Annotated in this window: 18 protein-coding genes and 2 pseudogenes; 11 read left to right on the top strand and 9 right to left on the bottom strand. The window is 59.9% G+C overall.

The genetic code is table 11. The features are described from left to right. Nucleotides 1–123: 123 nt before the first annotated feature. The 6 genes from IB244_RS19525 to IB244_RS19500 form a co-directional block, all read right to left on the bottom strand. The gene (locus IB244_RS19525; RefSeq protein WP_018857564.1) at nt 124–1,452 is read right to left on the bottom strand and encodes an aspartate aminotransferase family protein; all 1,329 of its coding nucleotides are present in this window, start codon (nt 1,450–1,452) and stop codon (nt 124–126) included. A 265-nt stretch (nt 1,453–1,717) separates the two neighbouring features. Next, complete coding sequence (locus IB244_RS19520; RefSeq protein ID WP_018857565.1) at nt 1,718–2,035, bottom strand: ArsR/SmtB family transcription factor; 318 nt, start codon at nt 2,033–2,035, stop codon at nt 1,718–1,720. 96 nt (nt 2,036–2,131) lie between these two features. Continuing rightward, nucleotides 2,132–2,887 (bottom strand): HugZ family protein, encoded by a 756-nt coding sequence (locus IB244_RS19515; protein WP_192305290.1) that lies wholly within the window; start codon nt 2,885–2,887, stop codon nt 2,132–2,134. A 32-nt stretch (nt 2,888–2,919) separates the two neighbouring features. Next, nucleotides 2,920–3,972, bottom strand: coding sequence for a choline ABC transporter ATP-binding protein (gene choV / locus IB244_RS19510; RefSeq protein ID WP_018857567.1), 1,053 nt, complete (start codon nt 3,970–3,972; stop codon nt 2,920–2,922). Beyond that, nucleotides 3,969–4,814, bottom strand: a complete 846-nt coding sequence (gene choW, locus IB244_RS19505) for a choline ABC transporter permease subunit (protein WP_018857568.1) — start codon at nt 4,812–4,814, stop codon at nt 3,969–3,971. The genes choV and choW overlap by 4 nt, the downstream gene beginning before the upstream one ends. Nucleotides 4,815–4,895: 81 nt before the next feature. Then, nucleotides 4,896–5,852, bottom strand: a complete 957-nt coding sequence (locus tag IB244_RS19500; RefSeq protein WP_169682781.1) for a choline ABC transporter substrate-binding protein — start codon at nt 5,850–5,852, stop codon at nt 4,896–4,898. A gap of 237 nt (nt 5,853–6,089) precedes the next feature. Between IB244_RS19500 and IB244_RS19495 the strand changes: the two are divergent. The 3 genes and pseudogenes from IB244_RS19495 to IB244_RS19485 all read left to right on the top strand — a co-directional run bounded on the left by IB244_RS19495 (nt 6,090) and on the right by IB244_RS19485 (nt 9,049). Then, nucleotides 6,090–6,691 (top strand): annotated as a pseudogene (locus IB244_RS19495) (thymidine kinase). Nucleotides 6,692–6,764: 73 nt separating this feature from the next. Continuing rightward, nucleotides 6,765–7,859 (top strand): hypothetical protein, encoded by a 1,095-nt coding sequence (locus tag IB244_RS19490; RefSeq protein ID WP_192305288.1) that lies wholly within the window; start codon nt 6,765–6,767, stop codon nt 7,857–7,859. 75 nt (nt 7,860–7,934) lie between these two features. Next, nucleotides 7,935–9,049 (top strand): annotated as a pseudogene (locus IB244_RS19485) (DUF2333 family protein). A gap of 8 nt (nt 9,050–9,057) precedes the next feature. On the opposite strand, the gene IB244_RS19480 reads toward IB244_RS19485, so the two are convergent. Together IB244_RS19480 and IB244_RS19475 are read right to left on the bottom strand one after the other, a co-directional pair. Continuing rightward, the gene (locus tag IB244_RS19480; RefSeq protein WP_025660418.1) at nt 9,058–9,783 is read right to left on the bottom strand and encodes a helix-turn-helix transcriptional regulator; all 726 of its coding nucleotides are present in this window, start codon (nt 9,781–9,783) and stop codon (nt 9,058–9,060) included. A gap of 241 nt (nt 9,784–10,024) precedes the next feature. Then, nucleotides 10,025–10,549 (bottom strand): TIGR00645 family protein, encoded by a 525-nt coding sequence (locus IB244_RS19475; RefSeq protein WP_018857574.1) that lies wholly within the window; start codon nt 10,547–10,549, stop codon nt 10,025–10,027. Nucleotides 10,550–10,704: 155 nt separating this feature from the next. On the opposite strand from IB244_RS19475, the gene IB244_RS19470 reads away from it, so the two are divergent. Then, complete coding sequence (locus IB244_RS19470; RefSeq protein WP_192305286.1) at nt 10,705–12,384, top strand: formate--tetrahydrofolate ligase; 1,680 nt, start codon at nt 10,705–10,707, stop codon at nt 12,382–12,384. Between the two features lie 57 nt (nt 12,385–12,441). Next, on the top strand, nt 12,442–12,696 hold the full coding sequence (locus IB244_RS19465) for a hypothetical protein (RefSeq protein WP_192305284.1): 255 nt from the start codon (nt 12,442–12,444) through the stop codon (nt 12,694–12,696). A gap of 53 nt (nt 12,697–12,749) precedes the next feature. On the opposite strand, the gene IB244_RS19460 is transcribed toward IB244_RS19465, so the two are convergent. Next, on the bottom strand, nt 12,750–13,601 hold the full coding sequence (locus IB244_RS19460; RefSeq protein WP_192305282.1) for an extensin family protein: 852 nt from the start codon (nt 13,599–13,601) through the stop codon (nt 12,750–12,752). Between the two features lie 264 nt (nt 13,602–13,865). Here IB244_RS19460 and IB244_RS19455 point away from each other — a divergent pair, with 264 nt between their 5' ends. From IB244_RS19455 to IB244_RS19430, 6 genes are all read left to right on the top strand, one after another. Then, entirely contained in the window at nt 13,866–16,169 is a 2,304-nt protein-coding gene (locus IB244_RS19455; protein ID WP_192305280.1) for a TonB-dependent hemoglobin/transferrin/lactoferrin family receptor, read from the top strand. Nucleotides 16,170–16,417: 248 nt separating this feature from the next. Beyond that, nucleotides 16,418–18,607: an anthranilate synthase gene (locus IB244_RS19450; protein WP_018857579.1), complete on the top strand. Its 2,190-nt coding sequence runs from the start codon at nt 16,418–16,420 to the stop codon at nt 18,605–18,607. Between the two features lie 17 nt (nt 18,608–18,624). Continuing rightward, nucleotides 18,625–19,332: a DUF2161 domain-containing phosphodiesterase gene (locus IB244_RS19445; protein WP_018857580.1), complete on the top strand. Its 708-nt coding sequence runs from the start codon at nt 18,625–18,627 to the stop codon at nt 19,330–19,332. A gap of 254 nt (nt 19,333–19,586) precedes the next feature. After that, entirely contained in the window at nt 19,587–20,045 is a 459-nt protein-coding gene (locus tag IB244_RS19440) for a (2Fe-2S)-binding protein (protein WP_192305278.1), read from the top strand. 3 nt (nt 20,046–20,048) lie between these two features. After that, nucleotides 20,049–22,208 (top strand): xanthine dehydrogenase family protein molybdopterin-binding subunit, encoded by a 2,160-nt coding sequence (locus IB244_RS19435; RefSeq protein ID WP_169682766.1) that lies wholly within the window; start codon nt 20,049–20,051, stop codon nt 22,206–22,208. 11 nt (nt 22,209–22,219) lie between these two features. Continuing rightward, entirely contained in the window at nt 22,220–22,873 is a 654-nt protein-coding gene (locus IB244_RS19430) for an Isoquinoline 1-oxidoreductase subunit (RefSeq protein WP_192305276.1), read from the top strand. The last annotated feature ends 149 nt before the right edge of the window (nt 22,874–23,022 follow it).

The raw sequence follows: 23,022 nt of genomic DNA, 5'->3' as shown, positions 1-23,022 counted from the left end.
TATTTGGCTTCGACGGACGCTTTGCAAGTTTCTTAGGAATTTACCGTCGATTTCGCAAGAAGATAAAGAAATAGGGCCCGCTTTTGCCTGATTTGACAAAAGCGGGCCCCGAAAACGCGTCGTTTAGATGTTATTTTGCAAAATTTCGCGCAGTTTTCCGAAGAGCTCGTCGATGTGGTGCTTTTCGATGATGAGCGGCGGCGAGAGCGCGATGATGTCGCCGGTAGTGCGGATCAACAGGCCCTTCTCATAGGCCTTCAGGAAGGCGGTAAAGGCGCGCTTGGTCGGCTCGCCGGCGATCGGATCGAGCTCGATCGCGCCGATCAGGCCGGTGTTTCTGATGTCGATGACATTCGGGCAGTCCTTCAGGGAGTGCAGCCCGTCGGCCCAGTAATCCGAGAGCTCGGCGGCGCGGGTCAGGAGGCCTTCTTCCTTGTATGTGTCGAGCGTGCCGAGTGCTGCGGCGCAGGCGATCGGGTTGCCGGAGTAGGTGTAACCGTGCATGAACTCGATCATGTGCTCGGGGCCGCTCATGAACGCGTCATGGATCTCTGCGGTCACGAAGACCGCGCCCATAGGAATCACACCGTTGGTCAGGCCCTTTGCGGTGGTGATCATGTCCGGCTTGACGTCGTAGTACTGGGCAGCGAACGGCGCGCCGAGGCGGCCAAAGCCGGTGATGACTTCGTCAAAGATCAACAGGATGCCGTGCTTGGTGCAGATTTCGCGGAGCTTCTGCAGGTAGCCCTTCGGCGGGATCAGCACGCCGGTCGAACCGGCAATCGGCTCGACGATGACGGCGGCAATCGTCGAAGCGTCGTGTAGCGTGACGATGCGCTCGAGCTCGGTCGCCAAGTCGCCGCCATGCTCGGGCTGGCCGCGGGTGAAGGCGTTCTTGCCCGGCTGATGCGTGTGGGGCATGTGGTCGACGCCCGTCAGCAGCGTGCCGAACATCTTGCGGTTGGAAACGATGCCGCCGACGGAGATGCCACCGAAGTTGACCCCATGATAGCCGCGTTCGCGGCCGATCAGACGGAAGCGCGAGCCGTTCCCCTTCACACGATGGTAGGCGAGGGCGACCTTCAGCGCCGTCTCGACCGATTCAGACCCCGAATTGGTGTAGAGAACGTGGTCCATGCCTTCGGGTGCGATGTCGACGAGGCGGTTCGCGAGTTCGAACGCCTTGGGGTGGCCGAGCTGGAAGGCCGGCGCGTAGTCGAGCTCACCAGCCTGTTCGCGGATCGCTTCGGTGATCTTCGGCCGGCAGTGGCCAGCATTCACGCACCAGAGGCCGGCGGTGCCGTCGAGCACCTGACGGCCGTCATGGGTCTGGTAGTACATGTCCTTGGCGCTGACGAAAAGACGCGGCTCCTTCTTGAACTGGCGGTTCGCAGTGAAGGGCATCCAAAAGGCCCGAAGGTCGTTTGGCGTGGTATTGAGGCGATTGGACATGCTGTTCTCCATGGCCGTTTCGGAGGCCCTTCCCAGTATTGGCTGATGCGGTTTTTTTACTGCCCGGTCAAATTATCAGCGGTTCTTCGGGCGTCAAGCCGCTGACATTGCCGTCAGGCCGTTGCATCGGAGGTACGCGCAAAAAATAGACCGGCATCGCTGCCGGTCTAAAAGTATGTAAACGTGCTGAAATGAGGTTGCCACACTATTCCGGATGCATTTCACGGCAGTGGGGCTTATCAGCTGACATTATGTCAGCTTGTCCTTACGCCGCGGACTTTGCCTGGCTTTGAACAGAGTAGATGTCGGTGAGGGCTTCGAGGATCCTGAGGACCGGCTCGGAGCTGCTGGAGTAGTAGATCGTCTGGGCGTCGCGGCGCGTCTTCACCAGTTTCTGGGCGCGCAGCTTTGACAAGTGCTGCGACAGCGCGGACTGGCTCAAGCCAACCTCCTGCGCCAGCGCACCGACCGGGATTTCGCCCTTCACGAGGTTGCAGAGAATGAGAAGCCTTTTCGGGTTTGCCATTGCGGACAAGAGCGCAGCGGCAATATTCGCATTGGCGGTTAAATCGATTGTGTCCATATCTTCTTCCCGATGTGAAACTAATTTCAAAAACGCATGTTCCCGCTCAATGCCGGACGGCGAAAACTATCAATACGGCGTCAAGATTGTATATAGCTAAATTTCAGGTATTGCGGATTTTATGTTAGATATATGGAAATAAACGTCCTCGATGTCCTCTGCGACGGCAGCGAATTCGCAACGCAGAAGCAAATCACCCGAAATCAGATCGAAACCGGCGCAGTCCACTCCACAAATGCGCCAATCGCCGCCGTTGCCGGCCTTCAAACTCGCTGCGGTCATGGGGGCGAGATCGGGGCTTGTACCTAGTAATTCTTGCACTATCGCATCGGCCTGCGCCGCCACGTTCTCGTTCCCGGGGGATCGAATCGTCAGGTCGTCTCCATCAAGAAGATAGGCGCGACCAAACCCACCATTCAGGCTCGCGGATTGCGGCACCAGCCGGAGGAAGCGGAAATCCGGGAAATCGATATAGAGCTTTGCCTTGGCATGGCGGTTGAGGAAGCGGCTGCGAATCCGGGCATGGATGACGCTGTCGCGCTCGACCGGTTCGGCAAGGCATTGGGTCGTCAAGCGCGGATAGGCCAGTGGATCGCCCTTGCCGGGCTCGCCCGTCAGAAGCGACGCACGGCGATCGGCGTCGAGCGCGCGGGTATGCGTCGACAGGCCCGACACGAGAATGACGGGAACGCCATCGATGTCGGTGCCGAGAAGTACCCGGCTGGCAAATGGGAAGCCGGTCTCGGGATCGAGGACGGCGATTGCAGCATAACGGGCGGAGCGGAGAAGCGTGCGCGCGAGCTTGCGGGCTTCTCCGTCCGTTTCCCTGAGAACGGAAGCTTGATCTTTCATGTCCACTTTTCTGACCGAAGCGGACGGTCGGATCAAGCTTCTTCTTTGCGGCGATGCTGCGTCAGACCCTCAACGATATCCTGGGCCGAAATGGTACCGATGATCGCGCCGTTTTCCACCACCCCGATACTGCCGGGCTGGCGCGACAGTGCATCGAGAATGTCGATCAATGGCGTCTCGGCGCGCGCAGTGCCGCTGACGCTTGCGCCAGCGGCGGCGTGGCCGAGGCCTGGCTGCATTACGTCCTGCGCCGTCAGCATGCTGATCGGATTCATGTGCTGGACGAAATCGGCGACGTACTGGTCGGCGGGGTTTTTGACGATCTCCTGCGGCGTGCCGCATTGGATGATGCGCCCGCCCTCCATGATGGCGATGCGGTTGCCGATGCGGAAGGCCTCATCCAGGTCGTGGCTGACGAAGAGGATCGTCTTCTTCAGCCGCCGCTGGAACTCGAGAAGCTCGTCCTGCAGGCGCGTGCGGATAAGCGGATCGAGCGCCGAGAACGGCTCGTCCATCAGCAGGATCGGCGCACCGGTCGCGAAGGCACGAGCGAGGCCAACGCGTTGCTGCATGCCGCCGGACAATTCATTGACCTTGCGGTCCGCCCATTTGGTCAGGTTGACCAGTTCGAGCTGTTCGCCCACGCGCTTCTTGCGCTCGGCCTCGGGCATGCCCGCAAGCTCAAGGCCGAAGCCGACATTTTCCGCGACCGTTCGCCACGGCAGCAAGGCAAACTGCTGAAACACCATGGAAACGGTGTGCATGCGCAGGTCGCGCAGGCCCTTGGCGGTGGTCTTGTAGGGATTGCAGGGGCCGTTTGGCGTTGCGACCGAAACCTCGCCGCGCACGACGGGCGCCAGCCCGTTTACGGCCCGCAGGAGGGTGGACTTGCCGGACCCAGAAAGTCCCATGAGGACGAGGATCTCGCCTTCCTGCACGGAGAGCGAGGCATCCGCCACGCCGAGAACAAGACCAGTCGCAGCACCGATCTCGTCGCGGTTTTTGCCCTGATCGGCCAAAACCAGGGCGTTTTCCGGCTTGTCGCCGAAGACGATGCTGACGTTGTCGAAACGGACCGCAGTCATACGCCTTCTCCTTCACCCGCAGTGCGGAACATTCGGTCGAGAATGATGGCCAGGATGACGATGCAGAGACCCGCTTCGAAGCCCTTGGCGACGTTGACCGTATTGAGTGCACGAACCACCGGCACGCCGAGGCCGTCGGCGCCGACAAGCGCGGCGATGACCACCATCGACAACGATAGCATGATCGTCTGCGTCAGGCCTGCCATGATCTGTGGCATGGCAAAGGGCAGCTCGACCTTGCGCAGCACCTGCATCGGCGTAGCGCCGAAAGATTCTGCCGCTTCCACCAGGGAGGAAGGGGTCGAGATGATACCGAGGCGCGTGAGGCGGATGGGGGCGGGGATTGCGAAGATCACGGTTGCGATCAAGCCCGGCACCATGCCGAGTCCGAAAAGGATAAGTGCAGGAATGAGATAGACGAATGTCGGAATGGTCTGCATCAAGTCGAGGATCGGGCGCAGGGCGGAATAGACCCAGGCGCGGCGCGCGGCGGCGATGCCAAGAGGAATGCCGACGATCATGCTGACAAAGGTTGAGGCGAGTACCAGCGCCAGCGTCTCCGTCGTCTCCTTCCAGTACCCCTGGTTCACGATGAAGAGGAGGCCAAGACAGGTGAAGACGGCCACGACGATCGAGCGACGGAGCCAGTAGGCAATCGCCCCGATCCCGAGGATGACGATTAGTGGGTGAGGTTTCTGCAGAATGAAAAGCAGCCCGTCGATGACGTGGGACAGAATGAAGGCGAGCTGATTGAAAAACCAATCGGCGTTGGAGGTCAGCCAGTCCACGAAGGCTTTCGCCCAGGAGCCGATGGGAATTTTAGTGTCGGTGAGCCAGGTCAAGGGAGCGCCTATCCATTAGGAACAACAACATTTCGCGACGATAGCGAGATGGGGCGGCGCGAGCCGCCCCGCTCGTCGTTATCAGAGGCCGAGGCTCTTCTTGACGACCGCGAGGCCATCGCCGCTGTCATCGCGCGCCTTGACGCCGGCAAGCCACGGGTCAAGCGCGGAAGGATTGGCCTTCAGCCACTCTGTCGCTGCCTTTTCCGGCTCATCGCCGTCGTTCAGGATCTTGCCCATGATCTGGTTTTCCATCTCGAGCGAGAAAACCATGTTCTTGAGCAATGCACCGACGTTCGGGCACTCATTGAGATAGCCCGCGCGCACGTTGGTGAAAACCTTCGCGCCGCCGAAGTCCGGCCCGAAGACATCGTCACCACCGGTCAGATAGGTCAGCTTGAAGTTGTCGTTCATCGGATGCGGCTCCCAGCCGAGGAAGACAACGGGCTTGCCTTCCTTCTCGGAGCGAGCCACCTGCGCCAGCATGCCCTGTTCGGAAGACTCGACCACTTCCATGCCCTTGAGGCCGAAGGTGTTCTTTTCGATCAGATCCATGACGAGGCGGTTACCGTCGTTTCCGGGCTCGATGCCGTAGATCTTGCCGTCAAGGTCATCCTTGTGAGCTGCAATATCCTTGAAATCCTTGATGCCGAGCTCAGCGCCCTTGGCGTTGGTCGCCAATGTGTATTTTGCGCCGACGAGATTCGGTCCGAAGGATTCGACCGATTTATCATCAAGGAAGGGGCGAACGTCTTTTTCCTGTGTCGGCATCCAGTTGCCGAGGAAGATGTCGATGTCCTTGTTCTTTAGCGATTGGTAGGTTACCGGCACGGAAAGAACTTTGACGTCAGGGGTATAGCCTAGTCCCTTCAGCACGACTGCTGCAGTCGCCGTTGTGGACGTGATGTCAGTCCAGCCGACGTCCGAAAAATGAACGGTGGAACAACTGTCTGGATCTGCGGCGAGTGCAGCGGTTGCGACAGAGAGAGCGGCAACTGCGGTGGCGGTGATCAGTATGAATGCGCTTGTCGTTTTCATTTATAGACTCCCAGTCTTACGTTCCCAAGCCAAGCACCAATAGCCGAGTTTTACAAGCGACCTCAGCGCGTTTGCGCCGCATTGCAGTACTCGATTGCGACGTGGGTCATTTTTCCGCCAGCGCTGAGATTTCAAAGGTTTTTGGCGATTTTTGGTCCTGAATTTCCTGTGACTATCAGAATGAGGGACTTTTCTTCGCGGTTTCGAGCTTCCAAGAAGCGAAAGACGGAGAAAACGATGGCAAAGCTCTATTTCAACTACTCGACCATGAACGCCGGCAAGTCGACGATGCTGCTGCAAGCCGCCTACAACTACGAGGAGCGCGGCATGCGTGTCGTTCTGCTGATTGCGGCCTTCGACGAGCGTGCTGGAAAGGGGATTATCGGTTCCCGGATCGGCCTGCAGGCAAGCGCCGTCGCCTTCGAACCGGAAGCTGACCTCCAGGCCTTGATCGGCGAACTCGGCAAGGAGGGAGAGCCGATCGCCTGCGTCTTTGTCGATGAGGCTCACTTCATGACGCGCGAGCAGGTCTGGCAGCTCGCCCGGGTCGTCGATCGCATGAATATACCTGTCATGGTCTATGGACTGAGAACTGATTTCCAGGGGCGCCTCTTCCCGGCGTCGCAGGAGCTTCTGGCGATTGCCGACGAGATGCGCGAGGTGCGGACCATCTGCCATTGCGGACGCAAGGCGACGATGGTGGTGCGTCTCGACGCAAATGGAAAGGTGCTGCGCGAAGGCGCACAGATCGATGTCGGCGGCAACGAAAAATACGTCTCGCTCTGCCGGCGTCACTGGGATGATGCAGTGAACGGGGATGGCTCGCCACGGCGGTGTGACCGGTCCTCAAAGTGATTCCGGTTTGGCAGCTTATGCGCTAGGTTCGCGATAACCGATTCATGGAGCCGCCCGGTGCGCAAGCCCTTCTCCTTCGATACCCAGCTCGAAGCCGCGCGAGCGCTCGTGGAGCAATTGCGTCTTGAAGCCAAGGTCTGCGTCGAATTCATCAACGAGTTCGCACGCCAGGCGGCTGCCGTCGATGACGAACGGTTTCTGGTCGAGAATGGCCGCTTCCAGGCGTTTGTTGCAAACGGCGCGAGCTTGACCAATCTTCTTGCTGAGCTCGTTTTCGTCCTCGACACGCTGACGGTCAAGATTTCGGCGGATCTCGATGGTTTCCGTGGCCTGACCGCCGGCGAAAGATTCATCGGTCGTTTTTCGCGCCAGCGGATGTGGCGTCGCCACAGCGCGCGCGTGCGCGCAGCCCCTGTCGTGGAGCGGCTTCGCGACCTGCTGGTGAAGTCCGAAGCCACGGCAGGTGTCATCGCGATCTACCGCACGATTGCGATCGACTTTCACAAGCTGGGTGAGCATGGGCTGATCGGCATCGTCGAGCAGCGCCGTCGGCTTGTCGACAAGATCGACATCGCCCGCCTTCGCATCCGGGAATTGAACGCCAAGGCACTGACGACGCAGGGCAGGATCGGCCTATACGGAAGCAGAGCCGAATGGGAGCTTATGGAACAAGAGCGGCGCTCGCTGAAAGCGGAGGCCGACCGTGTTGCCGATGAGGAACACGGAATGCGCGAGGAGAGCCAGCGCCGCGAACGCTTCATCAATCTCTTCCAGGTTTTCGTCGATGCGCTGAATAGCCAGGTGGGCCAGTGCAACGCCCTCAGGCGCAAGATGTTGATAGACACCGAAGAGCGGCTGCTGATCTATCAGGCGCAAGTCGACACCGACATCCCGGGATCGAAGGTTCAGATTTCAGCGGAGCTCTTTCCCGCCATCGCCGGTCCGATTGAATTGTTTGAGCGCAACATGCTGGCGCCACAGGAATTGGAGCAGCGCAAGCGGGCCGCCGACGCCGTCTTCGCGAGCAAGTTCGAAGCTTTCCGGCAGGAGCCGGAGGAGGGCTTCTCAGTGCCGATCATCGATACGACGGAAATCTCCAGGCGACTGCGCTTCCGTTTTCTGCGTCCTGGCTTCTGGCCGAAGAAACAATAATATCAGCACGATATTGTTCTTCCTGGAGCGAGCGCATATGTCAGTGCGCAGACCAAGCTTATCAAGGAGAAGACGATGCTCGACCGGATCGCCGGTTTTTTCAGGCTGATCGGCCGAACAATCGGACGCTGGGCGCGGGTTTTCTTTGCCTGGGCTTTCTGGCCATTCATCGCTGCCCGCGGCTGGTACGTTCAGCGGACTTGGATGATCCGCTTGCCGATCCTTGGTCTGATCGCGCTTCTTGCTGTCCTCTATTGCTATTTCATTTGGCAGACGCAGGTCTGGTCTAACTTCAATCCCTCCTTCGTGAATGAGTACAGACTTTCCGAGCGCAAGGTTCCTGCCGGCCAGGAGCTGCCGTCAACAGACGGAGCGGCAGCCAAGACTTGCCAGCGGTCGGCGATGTCGCAGCCGACCTGACCGATTTCAACGTCAACCAGAATGCGTGGATCTCCTCCATGCTTCTCTACCGTCTCGGCTTCTTCGGCATCGACTGGGATCACACGCCGTTTCTCGACAACAAGGCGTCGTTCCAGCGGGGCGTAAACCAGGCGGTTCGCCGCACCTCGGTCGAACTCGTCGATACGCTCGGGCGCGTCCGCGGGACGTCAGGGATCAATAACGATCTGCAGAAGGCGCGCGGCAACCTGCAATTCGACGAGTACAGCTGGTACTTCGGCCTTGATCCGTTCGGACCGAAGACACCGACGCCGAGCTATTATCGCTCGGCGCTCGACAGCCTGCGCAAGTTCAATACCGACCTCGCCGCCTGCAACGCCATCTTCGATGGGCGGGCGGATAACCTGATCCAGTTCATCGACCGCATCGCCAACGATCTCGGCAGTACCTCCGACGTGCTCGCGGACCGCTCGCAGAACCATCATCGGGGCTGGTTCGATACACGTGCAGACGATCGCTTCTGGTTCGCCTATGGTCAGCTTTACGCTTATTACGCCATCCTGGCGGCTGCACAGTCAGACTTTTCTCAAGTTATCGCGGAGCGCAATCTGGGCGCCATCTTTGGCGCAACAATGAGACAGTTCCAGGCGGCACTGAAGATCCAGCCGGCAATCATTTCTAACGGCCGGGAAGACGGCTGGCTTATGCCGAGCCATCTGGCAACGATGGGCTTCTATATTCTCCGCGTCCGGTCGAACCTCGTCGAGGTCCGCTCCGTGCTCGATCGCTGAGCGCTTGCTTAGTTGATCAGCTTCATACGGATCGCCTTGGCGACAAGCTGCGTCCGGTTCACACAGTCGAGCTTCTTGATGGCGCTCGTCATGTAGGCATTCACTGTGTGGTCGGATAGCGAGAGGATCTGGCCGATCTCGATCGACGTTTTTCCCTGCGCCGTCCACCGGACGACCTCGCGTTCGCGAGCGGAAAGGGGCGTGTGTTCCGGAAGCTTCGAATGCTGCGTGCGATGATACGCGTCGAGCAGATGGAGGATCGCAATGGTGAGTTCGTTGAGCTCGGTCTGCGCGAGCAGTGGGCGGTCGCCGGCCAGCCAAAACAGGATGCGCTCGCCGTCGCGAGTGTAGGCGGGCACCGCAACGCCTGTCGGTATGCCGAAGTGATGCAGAAGTTTGCTCAACTCATTGGGGAAAATTTCTGCGGAGGAACTGTCCAGAAGGCTCCATGAGCGCGGCAGGGCCGACTCGCTCATGCCCATTGCCAGCATGGGAAAACGCATGATGCGGGCGCGGTCGAACTGATTGAAGTATGCGGACGGAAGTGTTGTTTCGATGACCAGGGCCTTGAGGAGGACGCTTTCAGGAGCGGGCGCGAGCAACAGCGTGATATGCCGGAAGCCGTAGGCGCGGGCTACCTTTACAAGAACTTGCGCGAATTCGGCCCTGGTATTGACAGCTGAAATCTCTGTGGCCAGGGACAACTGTCTTTCCAAGGTAGTCATGTAAGACATCGATGCGTCCCTGCTTACCTTCATATCAGCGCCATAGAATATGCAAACTGATATATTTGCTAGTGCGAAACGGGGAGGCGCGCAGCGATTAATTTCAAATGTATTACTTTAACCACAGCGGATCGTCCCATGGTTGCGTTATTGTTTTCCAAAAACGCAACTTCAGGCACAATCGAGTTCCTCTTCTACGCCGCAGGAAAGCACACGGGTTCGCCGGAGAATAGCGCAAAGCGTCTTCGAATCACTTGGCGATCAGATCTTGTCCTTCACCCTTGGCCTTTTTTGTCAGCTGCTCGAGGAAACCGAGCATCACCGCGGAGACGACGAACGCAAGATGCATTGCCGTCAGCCACATGATCTTGCTGTCGGTGTATTGTTCGGCATTCAAGAAGACCTGGAGGAGGTGAATCGATGAAATTGCCACGATCGACGAGGCCACCTTGACCTTGAGGCTGCCGGCGTCGAGCTTGCCAATGAACGAGACGTCCTCTTCGCTCTCGTCAAAGCGGCTGACGAAGTTCTCGTACCCGGAGATCATCACCATGACGATGAGGCTCGCGACCAGGGCTGCGTCAATCAGGCCGAGCATGGCCAGAATCATTTCCCCCTCGTTGAGGACAAACACGCCGCCCGCCACCTTAAGGAATTTGTAACCGAAGGACACGGCGTACACGGCGAGCGCAAGAGCGAGACCGAGATAGAAGGCGACGAGTATCCAACGGCTCGAAAGGATGATGCGCTCGACAATCAGTTCGAGTGATTTCATGTCCGGTCCTCGCAATGTTAGAATCAATGCCTGACAGATAGCGGCTTGGATGAGCGTTGGGCAACCAGCGCGCTATTCACAGTCTCGGCATATTTCGCTATCCCGTTGAAACAATATGGGCGCGCCTATCGAGCGCAGAAAACCGGGGAACGGGGATGGCAGCACACAAGTCCGACATCGAGATCGCGCGCGCGGCGAACAAGAGACCGATCTTCGAGATCGGTGCAAAGCTCGGTATTCCGGCCGAGCAATTGGCGCCTTATGGGCATGACAAGGCTAAGCTCAGCGCGCAATTCATTGCCGCGCAGGCAGACAGGCCCGACGGCAAGCTGATCCTCGTCACGGCAATCAATCCGACCCCGGCAGGCGAGGGCAAGACGACAACGACCGTCGGTCTCGGCGACGGGCTGAACCGGATCGGCAAGAAGGCGATCGTCTGCATCCGCGAGGCCTCGCTTGGGCCATGCTTCGGAGTGAAGGGCGGGGCGGCGGGCGGCGGCTATGCCCAGGTCATTCCGATGGAAGACATCAACCTGCATTTCACCGGTGATTTCCATGCGATCACGTCGGCCCACAATTTGCTCGCAGCGATGGTCGACAATCACATCTATTGGGGCAACGAACAGGATATCGACCTCAGGCGCGTCACGTGGCGGCGCGTCATGGATATGAACGATCGGGCGCTGCGCGAGATGGTCTCTTCGCTGGGTGGTGTGGCCAACGGCTTTCCCCGGCAGAACGGCTTCGACATCACGGTCGCTTCCGAGGTGATGGCCATTCTTTGCCTCGCCAAGGACCTCGAGGATCTGGAAGAACGCCTCGGCAACATCATCATCGGCTACCGTCGCGACAAGTCGGCCGTCTACGCCCGCGACCTGAAGGCCGATGGGGCTATGGCGGTTCTTCTGAAGGACGCCATGCAGCCGAACCTCGTCCAGACGCTGGAAAACAATCCGGCCTTCGTCCATGGCGGCCCCTTCGCCAACATTGCCCACGGCTGCAACTCGGTGATTGCGACGAAAACGGCGTTGAAGCTTGGCGACTATGTCGTGACCGAGGCGGGCTTCGGCGCGGATCTCGGAGCCGAGAAATTCTTCGATATCAAGTGCCGCAAGGCGGGACTGGAGCCGGATGCCGCCGTCATCGTTGCGACGGTGCGTGCGCTCAAGATGAACGGCGGTGTAAAGAAGGAAGATCTCGGAACGGAGAATGTCGCTGCGCTGAGAAAGGGCTGCTCCAATCTCGGGCGCCATGTCGCCAACGTTCGCAAGTTCGGCGTTCCGGTTGTCGTTGCCATCAATCATTTTATCTCGGACACCGATGCGGAAATCGCTGAGGTGAAGGAGTATGTCTCGCGCCTCGGGGCTGAAGCGATCCTCTGCCGGCACTGGGCCGAGGGCTCTGCCGGTATCGAGGAGCTTGCCTACAAGGTGGTCGAGCTCGCGGAATCGGGACAGTCGAGATTCGAGCCGCTTTATCCCGACGATGTCTCCCTGTTCGAGAAGATCGAGATCGTCGCTTCGAAGATTTATCACGCAGGAGAGGTGACCGCTGATAAGGCGGTGAGGGACCAATTGCTTGCCTGGGAAGAGCAGGGTTATGGACACCTGCCGGTCTGCATGGCCAAGACGCAGTACTCCTTCTCAACCGATCCGAACCTGCGGGGTGCGCCGGAAGGGCATATCGTGCCGGTCCGTGAAGTTCGCCTATCGGCGGGCGCGGGCTTCGTTGTCGCCATCACAGGCGAGATCATGACCATGCCCGGCCTGCCGAGATCGCCGTCGGCGGAGCGGATTTACTTGAACGATCAAGGGTATATCGAAGGGTTGTTCTAATCTTCGATTAAGGACGGGGAGAGCTTATTGTCCCAGCCTATCAATTTGGAACCGATAATGTCGGCCTATTGGCGAAGCTGCGTTTTTGGCGTGGCTGCAGTTGTTTCTGTGATGGCAAGCAGCGCTGCGACCGGTGAGTCGGTTGCTACCGAACAAAGCATGGCCGACTTCATGAAGGGCAATCCCGACTGCGTGGAGTTCAACGATCAATGTTCGATCTGTACCGTGGTCGACGCCGAGGCCAATTGCTCCACGCCTAAGATAGCCTGCATCAAGAAGCCTTATGTCTGTACGCGGCGTTCGGACAAGTGAGTTGACGTCGACGGATGGCCGAGAGCCGCGATAAGGGACATTGGCGAAGCTTGCTAATGACAGTAGCGATATCCGCCCTTGCGTTCCAAGACATCGAGGTGGAAGTGGGTTTCGTGTGCTGCATCGCTTTCCGGATCCAGCACTGTCGTGAAGAAGAGGCAGCCTGCGGAACTGACTGTGCGCTGGAAGGCACCGATCAGAGTCGAATCCTCGCGGCGAGGCTGCACGGCGATATCCTTCCCTTTTTCGAAGCTGAAACTTGCGATGTCGATCGCGTTGCCGCGGGCATGCTCGGACACCTTGCCGGTCTCGGCACCATTGCGCAGGCGACAGATGTAGGTTGATGCCTGGTTGATGCCGACTATGCTCCCCTGATCCGGCGCGGCAACGCGGGCGGCCGGGATGACACTCTCCTTCATCCAGCGGGCGAGGCCGAGAGCCACGGGGCATCGGAAGACGGCATCCGGTTTTATCTTGATGCCCGGAAGGACCTCGGTGACCTTGATGGGCTTGTCGATGCCGCAACCGTTGCCATCATCGATGCGCGAGATGTCCTTGAAGACGACGCCAAGGGCCTGAAGCTCCTTCACACATTCAGAATGTTCCGCATCGCTCTCGGGGGCGATTGTCAGGTGTTGCTCCTCGAGCGTCTGCTGGGAGGGGAGCTTCGGCCCCTGCTTTTCCAACGGAGGAGAAGAGCCGGAAGGCGGCTGAGTGACCGGCGGCGTTTCGGTATCGGGCCTTTCCGGTTTTGGTTCGGGCTTTGGGGGAAGTCCTGGCGTGGGTTCTGCTGTAATTGATTTACCCGGACGGATTTCAGGTCGAGGGCCTTTCTCCGGCAGGCCTGCGTTGGTCAGGAGGCCAATGCAGCTCAGCGCCGCCAGTATCACGATGATCTTCTTCACACATCCACCCTTGTACGTTCGCCCCGGGAGAGAACGTGCGGATGCGGTTTTCGTTGCAATTTCGCAACGTTGATTGCTGCGGCGTAAATATGACTTATTAAATCAAGATATCTCGGGTCTGATATATTGACAATTATAGTCATGTTTTTTATGCGGCGAAAAGAAGGCGAGAAATCTTCGCCTGAAAGCCTAGCCAGCCCATCGAAAGCGCAACCGCGCCACGACCAGCCAGCCCGGTGACATTTCTCTCAAGGGGTTGTTTTCATGATCGTCCGGCACTCGCGCTCGGTTCTTTTGGCTTGCACGGCATTCGTCACGCTCGGCCTTACATCCATTTCACTAGCACAGACGACGGAGAAGCCCGCCGCGTCTGCCGGCGACAGCACGGTGCTGCAGCCGATCGTGGTCAAGGGCAAGCGCGTTGCAGCTAAGCCCGGCAGCGTGGCCGACACGCCGCTCGCCTCGCAGACGACGCAGGAAACGATCCTCAAGAAGAACGTCAACAACCTTGCGGATTTTGGCCGCACGGTGGATCCGGGCGTAACCTATGTGCCGAAGCAGGGCGGTGCCTTCCTGCGCGGCCTTGGTGGTCCCCGCATTACGACGATGGTGGATGGCGTTCCGATCCCGTTCCTGTCGAACGCTGCGCGTGCCGCCAACCCGATCACGGACACCACCAACGCCGACGGCGGCATGAATACCTTCGACTTCCAATCGCTTTCGACGCTGGATGTCGTACGCGGTGCGGACTCCAGCCGCGCCGGTTCGGGCGCGCTCGCCGGTGCATTTGTCCTCCGCACATTGGAGCCGGAGGATCTGATCGAGCCCGGCCGTGATTGGGGCGGCGTTACCAAGTTCGACTATGACGGTACCGACCGCAGCGCTGGCGGTTCTCTGGCTGTTGCAAAGAAGATCAACAACACCTCTGTCCTGTTCCAGGGCTCGTATCGAAAGGGGCATGAGATCGAGAACAACGGCAAGGTCGATACCATCGGACCGACCCGCACGGAGGCCAATCCGGCCGACTACGACCAGAACAACCTGCTCTTCAAGCTGCGGCAGCAGCTGGAAGGCGGCCACATGGTTGGGATCACCGCCGAACGCTTCAGCCGCGATACGACTACCGATCTGAAAACCCTTCAGGGCGCAACAACCGGCTCTTCCCGAGTCTACAAGATCGGCGACTATGACGGTACGGAAGACAATCGGCGTGAACGCGTTTCGTTGGATTACCAGTTCGAGGCGCCCAGTGCTGACTCGACCTTTGATGCGGCACGGATGAGCCTTTACTGGCAGCGTCTGACCCGTGAGGCAGGTGCCGAGGGTACCCGCGTCGGCACCGTCGCCGGCCCCTGGCTGCGCAACAACCAGATTCAGGAAAACGACTATGGTTTGACGGGTAACCTCACGTCCCGCTTTGCGACGGGCACATTTGAGCACGAGGTCAATATTGGCGGGGATGTCTCGCTCTTCAACGCGACATCCTTCATCGACGGCCTCGACGCTTGCATTCTCGGAACTGCCAGCGCTACCGCGAAGGCCTTTTCATGCCCGAATCTTCATGCCGACCCGGCTGATATTCCTGATGTCGATGGAGCACGCCTTGGCCTCTTCGTCGATGACAAGATCTCCTTCGGCAATAGCGGCTTTGCCCTCACGCCCGGTTTGCGCTTTGACTGGTACGACTACGACCCGAAGCAGACGGCCGCCTTTGAAGACAATCCGGGCTTTGCGGCCAACGGCCTGCCTGATGGAAGCGACGGTTCGCGCTTCTCGCCGAAGCTGCTTGCAACTTATCAGGTCGCGCCCGCAGTCGAACTCTTTGCGCAATGGTCAATGGCCTTCCGTGCGCCGACCATCAATGAACTCTATCTTGATTTCTCCAACCCTGCCTTCGGTTACGCTACCGTCGGCAATCCCGACCTGAAGCCGGAAACGGCGAACGGTTTCGAGATCGGCGCGAACTTCGGTGATAGCGATACGGGCGGTCGCGTCACGGCGTTCCACAATCTCTACCGGAACTTCATCGACAGTGAGACCAGCTTCGCCAATCCGCTCTATCCGGCGGGCCTGACCAGCTATTTCAATCGAAATCGCGTCCAGATATCGGGCGTCGAATTGGAGGCACATAAGCTCTTCGACAACGGCATCAACCTCCACGGCTCGCTTGCTTATGCCTACGGCAAGGACACCGACACGAACGAGTATCTGCGCTCGGTCGCGCCGCTCAAGGCAATTGTCGGCGCCGGCTATCAGCGCGAAACCTGGGGCACGGACCTGTCGCTTGTCACCTCCGCCGGCATGCGCAGTGACGGCAACACCAGGACCTTCGACGCACCTGGCTATGGCGTTGTCGATCTGACGGCCTGGTGGGAGCCGGAACAGACCAAGGGGCTGCGGATCCAGGGCGGCATCTACAACCTGTTCGATAAGACCTACTACAACGCCGTTGCGCTTAAGGACCTCAACAACACGACGGTCCCAAGCAATAGCAATACGGCGCAACCGCTGGACTTCTATTCGGAGCCTGGCCGGGTGTTCAAGATCTCGCTCGTACAGCGGTTCTAACGCGAGGGAAGGGCGGCCGTTGTGCCGCCCTTTTTATTCCCGGATTTCGGCTCTTGCGCTTGGTCCGATCTCACGCTAACAATTTCGCCCATGAACACGTCCTTGAACATTGCAGTTTGGTGGTGGGCTCGCTGAGGCGGCCTCGACCAATCGTGTCCAAAGACGACGATGAGCCGCCCGGAAAACGCCAGGCGGCTTTTTTGTTTTTAAGGCTGCCTGTCATCCGGGCCTGATAACGGAGTGGAACAATGGTAACGATCCTTCGTGATGACGGAGCGGAAATTTACGAGACCCGGGGCGGTATCACCGTTACCCGGCAGCGGCGCGCGATTCCTTACGCCGATGCGGTCTCCTCCTATATCGACAAGCTCGACGAGCGCCGCGGTGCCGTCTTCTCGTCGAATTACGAATATCCGGGCCGTTACACACGTTGGGACACCGCCGTCGTCGATCCGCCGCTCGGTATTTCCTGCAATGGCCGCCAGGTTTGGATCGAAGCCTACAACGAGCGTGGTGCGGTAATCCTCGCCTTTGTCGCCGAGCGCTTGAAGACAATTTCCGACCTCGTGCTCGGTGCGTCCTCGGCACGCCGTCTCGACCTAACGGTGAAGACGCCGGAGCGCGCCTTTACCGAGGAAGAACGCTCGAAGATCCCCACCGTCTTTACGGTGCTGCGCGCCGTCACCGATCTCTTCTATTCGAAGGCGGATGCGAGCCTCGGCCTCTATGGCGCCTTCGGCTACGATCTTGCCTTCCAGTTCGATGCGATCAATCTGAAGCTGACGCGCCCGGCCGACCAGCGCGACATGGTGCTCTACCTGCCGGATGAGATTCTCGTCGTCGACAACTACTCGGCCAAAGCCTGGATCGACCGCTACGATTTCGAAAAGGGCGGGCTTTCCACCGAGGGCAAGGCGGGCGACATTCCTGCCGAACCCTTCCAGCGCACGGATGCCATCCCACCGAAGAGCGATCATCGCCCCGGCGAATACGCCGATCTTGTCGTCAAGGCGAAGGAAAGCTTCCGCAAGGGCGACCTCTTCGAAGTGGTTCCCGGCCAGAAATTCATGGAACGCTGCGACAGCAAGCCGTCCGACATTTCCAAGCGGCTGAAGGCGATCAACCCGTCGCCCTATTCCTTCTTCATCAATCTCGGCAACCAGGAATATCTCGTCGGTGCTTCGCCTGAGATGTTCGTGCGAGTGTCGGGCCGCCGCATCGAAACCTGCCCGATCTCGGGCACGATCAAACGCGGGGATGATCCGATCGCCGACAGCGAGCAGATCCTGAAGCTCTTGAATTCCAAGAAGGACGAGTCCGAGTTGACGATGTGCTCGGACGTCGACCGCAACGACAAGTCACGCGTCTGCGAGCCAGGTTCGGTCAAGGTCATCGGTCGCCGCCAGATCGAGATGTATTCGCGTCTCATCCACACCGTCGACCACATCGAGGGCCGACTTCGCGACGACATGGATGCCTTCGACGGCTTCCTCAGCCACGCCTGGGCCGTGACGGTGACCGGCGCGCCGAAACTCTGGGCCATGCGCTTCATCGAAAGCCATGAGAAGAGCCCGCGCGCCTGGTATGGCGGCGCGATCGGCATGGTTGGCTTCAACGGCGACATGAACACTGGCCTGACGCTGCGCACCGTGCGCATCAAGGACGGCATCGCCGAAGTCCGGGCAGGGGCGACCTTGCTCAACGATTCCGATCCGCACGAAGAAGAAGCCGAAACCGAACTGAAGGCCTCCGCCATGCTTTCCGCCATCCGCGATGCCAAGGCCGGCAACTCCGGCAAGGTCAGCCGCGACGTTGCCGTCGTCGGCAAGGGCGTCAAGATCCTGCTCGTCGACCACGAAGACAGTTTCGTGCACACGTTGGCGAATTATTTCCGCCAGACAGGGGCGACGGTCTCCACCGTGCGCACACCGGTGCCGGAGGAAATCTTCGACCGGCTGGATCCTGATCTCGTCGTGCTGTCGCCGGGGCCCGGCAATCCGAAGGACTTCGATTGCAAGGCGACGATCAAGAAGGCGCGGGCGCGCAACCTGCCGATCTTCGGCGTCTGCCTCGGCCTGCAGGCATTGGCGGAAGCCTATGGCGGCGAGCTTCGCCATCTGGCAGTGCCGATGCATGGCAAGCCGTCGCGTATCCGCATTCTTGAACCTGGCTTGGTTTTCTCCGGCCTTGGCAAGGAAGTGACGGTGGGCCGCTATCACTCGATTTTCGCCGATCCATCGACTCTGCCGCGTGAATTCATGATCACGGCGGAAAGCGAAGACGGCACGATCATGGGTATCGAGCACACCAAGGAGCCGATCGCGGCGGTGCAGTTCCACCCGGAATCGATCATGACGCTTGGCGGCGATGCCGGCATGCGGATGATCGAGAACGTCGTCGCCCATCTGTCACGCAAGGCAAAGACCAAGGCGGCCTGACGGCGGCGCGGCTCTCGATGGAAACCTCGCTCTATCTGCCGGTCAAAGGCTTTCTGGAGGCGGCAGGCTATGTCGTCAAAGGCGAGATCGGCGGATGCGATCTCGTCGGCTTGACCGAGGGCGAGCCGCCTGTCGTGGTGGTGTGCGAGTTGAAGCTCAGCTTCAACCTCGAGCTCGTCCTGCAGGCGGTCGATCGCGCCGCCATGAGCGACGAGGTGTGGATCGCTGCCCGCGTGTCCGCCAAGGGACGCGGGCGCGAGGCTGACAAGCGCTACCGCGATCTTTGCCGCCGCCTCGGGATCGGCATGCTCGGCGTGTCCGACGGCGGCGACGTCAGTGTCATCGTCAGCTCGGTTTCGCCGATGCCGCGCACAAATCCGAAACGCCGGTCGCGGCTGGTCAGGGAACATCAGCGCCGGCGCGGCGATCCCGCCGTCGGCGGCAGTACGCGTGCGCCTGTCATGACGGCCTATCGCCAGCGTGCGCTGATCTGCGCTGCAGCACTCCAGCAGGGTTTGGTGCGACCGCGCGACATGAAGACGCTGGCGCCGGACGCGGGGAAGATCCTGCTCGGCAATGTCTACGGTTGGTTCGAACGGCGAGACAAGGGCGTCTATGCCCTGACGGCAGTGGGCGAAGCGGCGCTCCTCCGCTGGCCGCAATCCGTCAGCATCGCTGCTGAAGGCGGTAGTACAGGTATCGTTGACCCGGCGGAGAATTTCTGACGCCATCCGGAATGAGCAGTGGTCGCCGGCATAGCACTTGTGCGCACGCAGCCCCAAGATTGTTGGCTACAGGACCGCGCAATTGAACGCCGGCTTAGCTACGTGCGGCGGTCTGTAGGCCGGACCTCCAGTAACGCAACCTTTATCGGAGGGCCGTGGTCGCGGCGTTCCAATCGCCCTAGCTTACCCGTTGTGAAAAATGCTGCGACGCTCGCTGGGGCCGCAATGGGTCCAGCCAATCCCGAGGCTCGACCATGGTTACGTTCACGCTCAATGGACAGAAAAGAACTTTTGACGGCGATCCGGATACGCCGCTGCTATGGGTTATCCGCGATTTCGAAAGGTTGACAGGCACGAAATACGGTTGCGGCGTCGCCCAATGCGGCGCCTGCACTGTGCACATTGACGGCTTTACGCGTCGCTCCTGCATTACCCCGATTTCGACAGCTGAGGGCTCCGAGATCATTACGATCGAAGGGGTCGAAGGCAAGGAAGCGGAGGCTGTGAAAACCGCCTGGATCGCGATCGACGTGCCGCAATGCGGCTACTGTCAGTCGGGCCAGATCATGTCGGCCGTCTCGTTGCTGCAGAACATTCCCAAGCCGACCGACGAGGATATCGACGGTGCCATGGCCGGGAATATCTGTCGATGCGCCACCTACCACCGGATACGCGCGGCCATTCACAACGCCGCTGCTTCGATGGAGGGTTGAGCCATGACGATCCAGGAAATTTCAGCAACGCGCCGCGCCTTTCTTGCCGGCACGGGTGGATTGGTGATCGGCTTTGCGCTGATGCCGAAGGTATCCGCCTTCGCCGCCGAAAGCGGTGTGCAGGCCGGTGGCCCGGATTCGCTGGTGACGCTGAACACCTTCGTCAGGATCGGCACCGACGATATGGTGACGATCCTTTCCAAGCATATCGAGTTCGGGCAGGGGCCGTTCACTGGCCTCGCGACGCTGGTGGCCGAGGAGTTGGATGCCGATTGGGGGCAGATGCGCGCCGTGCATTCGCCCGCCGACGACAAGGTCTATGCCAACCTCGCCTTTGGCCTGCAGGGCACCGGCGGTTCGTCATCCATCGCCAATTCCTACGAGCAGTTCCGCAAGGCGGGCGCAACGGCACGGGCCATGCTGGTTGCGGCAGCCGCCGATGAATGGAACGTGCCGGCTAGCGAAATCACGGTCGAAAAGGGCCGCGTCAAGCATGCCGGTTCGGGCAAGGAGAGCGGCTTCGGTGCGCTGGCAACGCAAGCCGCGGGCATCAAGCCGCCGTCTAACGTCAATCTCAAGGACCCCGCGAACTTCACGCTTATCGGTCAGGAATTGCCGAAACTCGACACGTTCTCCAAGACCAATGGCCAGGCGATCTATACGCTGGACATCGTGCCCGACAATCTTCTTGTCGCGGTGGTGGCTCACCCGGATCATTTCGGAGCTGCGGTCAAATCCTTCGACGACAGTGAAGCCCGCAAGGTAAAAGGCGTGGTCGATGTCAAGCAGCTGCCGCAGGGAGTTGCCGTCTATGCCGACAATACCTTTGCCGCACTGAAGGGCCGGTCAGTGCTGAAGGTCGAGTGGGATCTGTCGAAGGCGGAAACGCGCTCCAGCAACCAACTCTCTGCCGACTACGCCAAGGCGCTGAGCGAAAAGGGCATCGTGGCATCTGAGAAAGGCGACGTCGAAAAAACCTTCGGCGATGCAAATCTGAAGATACTGGAGGCCCAGATCGTCTTTCCGTTCCTTGCCCATGCCCCGATGGAGCCTCTCGACGCGGTCTTCATCAAGGCGGCGGATGGAAGTCTCGACGTCTATAATGGTGCGCAGTTTCCCGGAATGGACAAGGCGACGGCGGCGAAGATCGTCGGGCTTGACCCGTCGAAGGTCCGGCTGAATACCCAGATCACCGGCGGCAGCTTCGGGCGCAAGGCGCAGTTTGGTTCGCCCTATATGCAGGAGGCGGCGGCAGTCTTTGCGGCGACCGACCAGTCGCGTCCGGTCAAGCACATGTGGACGCGCGAGGACGATATTCGCGGCGGCTATTACCGCCCGATGTATCTTCACAAGATGCGCGGCGCCATCGATGCGGATGGCCGCATCGTCGCCTGGGATCAGGCGATCGTCGGCCAATCGATCTTGGCCAAGGCGGATCTCGACAGCACTTCGGTCGAAGGGGCCTCGGACCTGCCCTACGACGTGCCGAACCTGCGAGTGGTGTCGCATAATGTGAACCTGTCGATCCCGCCGCTGTGGTGGCGGTCGGTCGGGCATACGCATACCGGATTTGCGGTCGAGACTTTCCTCGACGAACTGTTCCAGATGGCTGGCAAGGATCCGGTTCTGGGGCGGCTCCAGCAGTTGAAGGAGGACCCGCGTTACGCGGGCGTGTTGAACAAGGCCGCCGAGCTTGCCGATTGGGGAGGGAAGGTCCCCGAAGGCAGAGAGCGCGGCGTGGCAGTGGTCAAGAGCTTCAACACCTATGTCGGCCAGGTGGTCGAAGTCTCGGCTGGGACCGATGGCGTGCCTCGTGTCCACAAGGTCTGGTGTGCGGTCGATTGCGGCGTGGCGATCAACCCGAACGTCATCAAGGCACAAATGGAAGGCGGCATCGGCTATGGTCTCGGCGCGGTGCTGTTCGATGCCGTGACGCTTGGGGAGGGCGGCGCGATCATGCAGTCGAACTTCCACGACTATCGGTCGATCCGGATCAATGAGATGCCGGATGTCGAGGTCGCCGTTATCAAATCCGATGCGCCGCCTACGGGTGTCGGGGAGCCAGGCGTACCGCCCGTCGGACCCGCGACGGCGAATGCCTGGCGGCGACTGACCGGTGCGCCGGTTCGCAGCCTTCCGATCGTTGCCGTGGCGACGAGCTGAGGGAGGCGGAGATGAAAAGCAGACTAGCACTCGCCTGCGCAGCAGGCGGCCTCTCCCTTCTTGCGGCTTTGCCCGCCTCGTTCATGGCGCTGGCGCAGACGGCGCCCGCGTCCGACATGTCGACACTCAAGCCCGCGGCATCCTTTTCGTCGATCGCCGATCAGAAGGCGCGCTCGGTCGCTCTCTTCGAAGAGGCAAGCAAAGTGATCGAGCATCCCCGATGTCTGAACTGCCATCCGGCGGGCGACAGGCCGCTGCAGACGATGGCGATGCATCCGCATCAGCCGCCGGTGACCCGCGGCGATGGCGGAATGGGTGTGCCCGGCATGATGTGCAATACCTGTCACGGCGCGGTCAATGCCACTGTCGTGGGGCAATCGCCGACGTTGAAGAGCATTCCCGGCAATCCGGCCTGGCATCTGGCGCCGATCGAAATGGCGTGGGTGGGCAAGTCGCTCGGCGAAATCTGTCAGCAGCTCAAGGACCCGGCACGCAACGGCGGCAGGGATCTGAGCAAGATCGTCGAGCACATGTCCCATGACAGCCTCGTCGGCTGGGGCTGGAACCCCGGGGAGGGCCGCGAGCCCGCGCCGGGCACCCAGGCGGAGTTCGGTGAGTTGATCAAGGCCTGGGTCGACACGGGAGCCGCCTGTCCGGCCGGATGATGAGACGGCGTCAAGCGTCGGTCAGTCTCGACGCTTGACGACCCTAAGGTTCAGCTCCAGGCGCGTTTTCGAAGCCGAGCGTCTGGTAAGGGGCTTGGTTTTGTGACCTTGACCTTTGACAAACGGTACGGCTTCGCCCATATGAACCC

Source organism: Rhizobium sp. RHZ02 (assembly GCF_014851575.1).
Lineage (GTDB): Bacteria > Pseudomonadota > Alphaproteobacteria > Rhizobiales > Rhizobiaceae > Rhizobium > Rhizobium altiplani.
Note: the sequence above shows the minus strand (reverse complement) of the source record. Positions and strands in the feature narration are given on the sequence as shown.

Coding starts and splice junctions, on each gene's coding strand:
- IB244_RS19520 (WP_018857565.1), bottom strand. CDS start 2,035: ATGGACACAATCGATTTAACCGCCAATGCGAATATTGCCGCTGCGCTC.
- IB244_RS19435 (WP_169682766.1), top strand. CDS start 20,049: ATGACGATCCAGGAAATTTCAGCAACGCGCCGCGCCTTTCTTGCCGGC.
- IB244_RS19475 (WP_018857574.1), bottom strand. CDS start 10,549: ATGAAATCACTCGAACTGATTGTCGAGCGCATCATCCTTTCGAGCCGT.
- IB244_RS19465 (WP_192305284.1), top strand. CDS start 12,442: ATGTCGGCCTATTGGCGAAGCTGCGTTTTTGGCGTGGCTGCAGTTGTT.
- IB244_RS19500 (WP_169682781.1), bottom strand. CDS start 5,852: ATGAAAACGACAAGCGCATTCATACTGATCACCGCCACCGCAGTTGCC.
- IB244_RS19480 (WP_025660418.1), bottom strand. CDS start 9,783: ATGTCTTACATGACTACCTTGGAAAGACAGTTGTCCCTGGCCACAGAG.
- IB244_RS19525 (WP_018857564.1), bottom strand. CDS start 1,452: ATGTCCAATCGCCTCAATACCACGCCAAACGACCTTCGGGCCTTTTGG.
- IB244_RS19445 (WP_018857580.1), top strand. CDS start 18,625: ATGGAAACCTCGCTCTATCTGCCGGTCAAAGGCTTTCTGGAGGCGGCA.
- choV (WP_018857567.1), bottom strand. CDS start 3,972: ATGACTGCGGTCCGTTTCGACAACGTCAGCATCGTCTTCGGCGACAAG.
- IB244_RS19470 (WP_192305286.1), top strand. CDS start 10,705: ATGGCAGCACACAAGTCCGACATCGAGATCGCGCGCGCGGCGAACAAG.
- IB244_RS19440 (WP_192305278.1), top strand. CDS start 19,587: ATGGTTACGTTCACGCTCAATGGACAGAAAAGAACTTTTGACGGCGAT.
- IB244_RS19455 (WP_192305280.1), top strand. CDS start 13,866: ATGATCGTCCGGCACTCGCGCTCGGTTCTTTTGGCTTGCACGGCATTC.
- IB244_RS19515 (WP_192305290.1), bottom strand. CDS start 2,887: ATGAAAGATCAAGCTTCCGTTCTCAGGGAAACGGACGGAGAAGCCCGC.
- IB244_RS19450 (WP_018857579.1), top strand. CDS start 16,418: ATGGTAACGATCCTTCGTGATGACGGAGCGGAAATTTACGAGACCCGG.
- IB244_RS19430 (WP_192305276.1), top strand. CDS start 22,220: ATGAAAAGCAGACTAGCACTCGCCTGCGCAGCAGGCGGCCTCTCCCTT.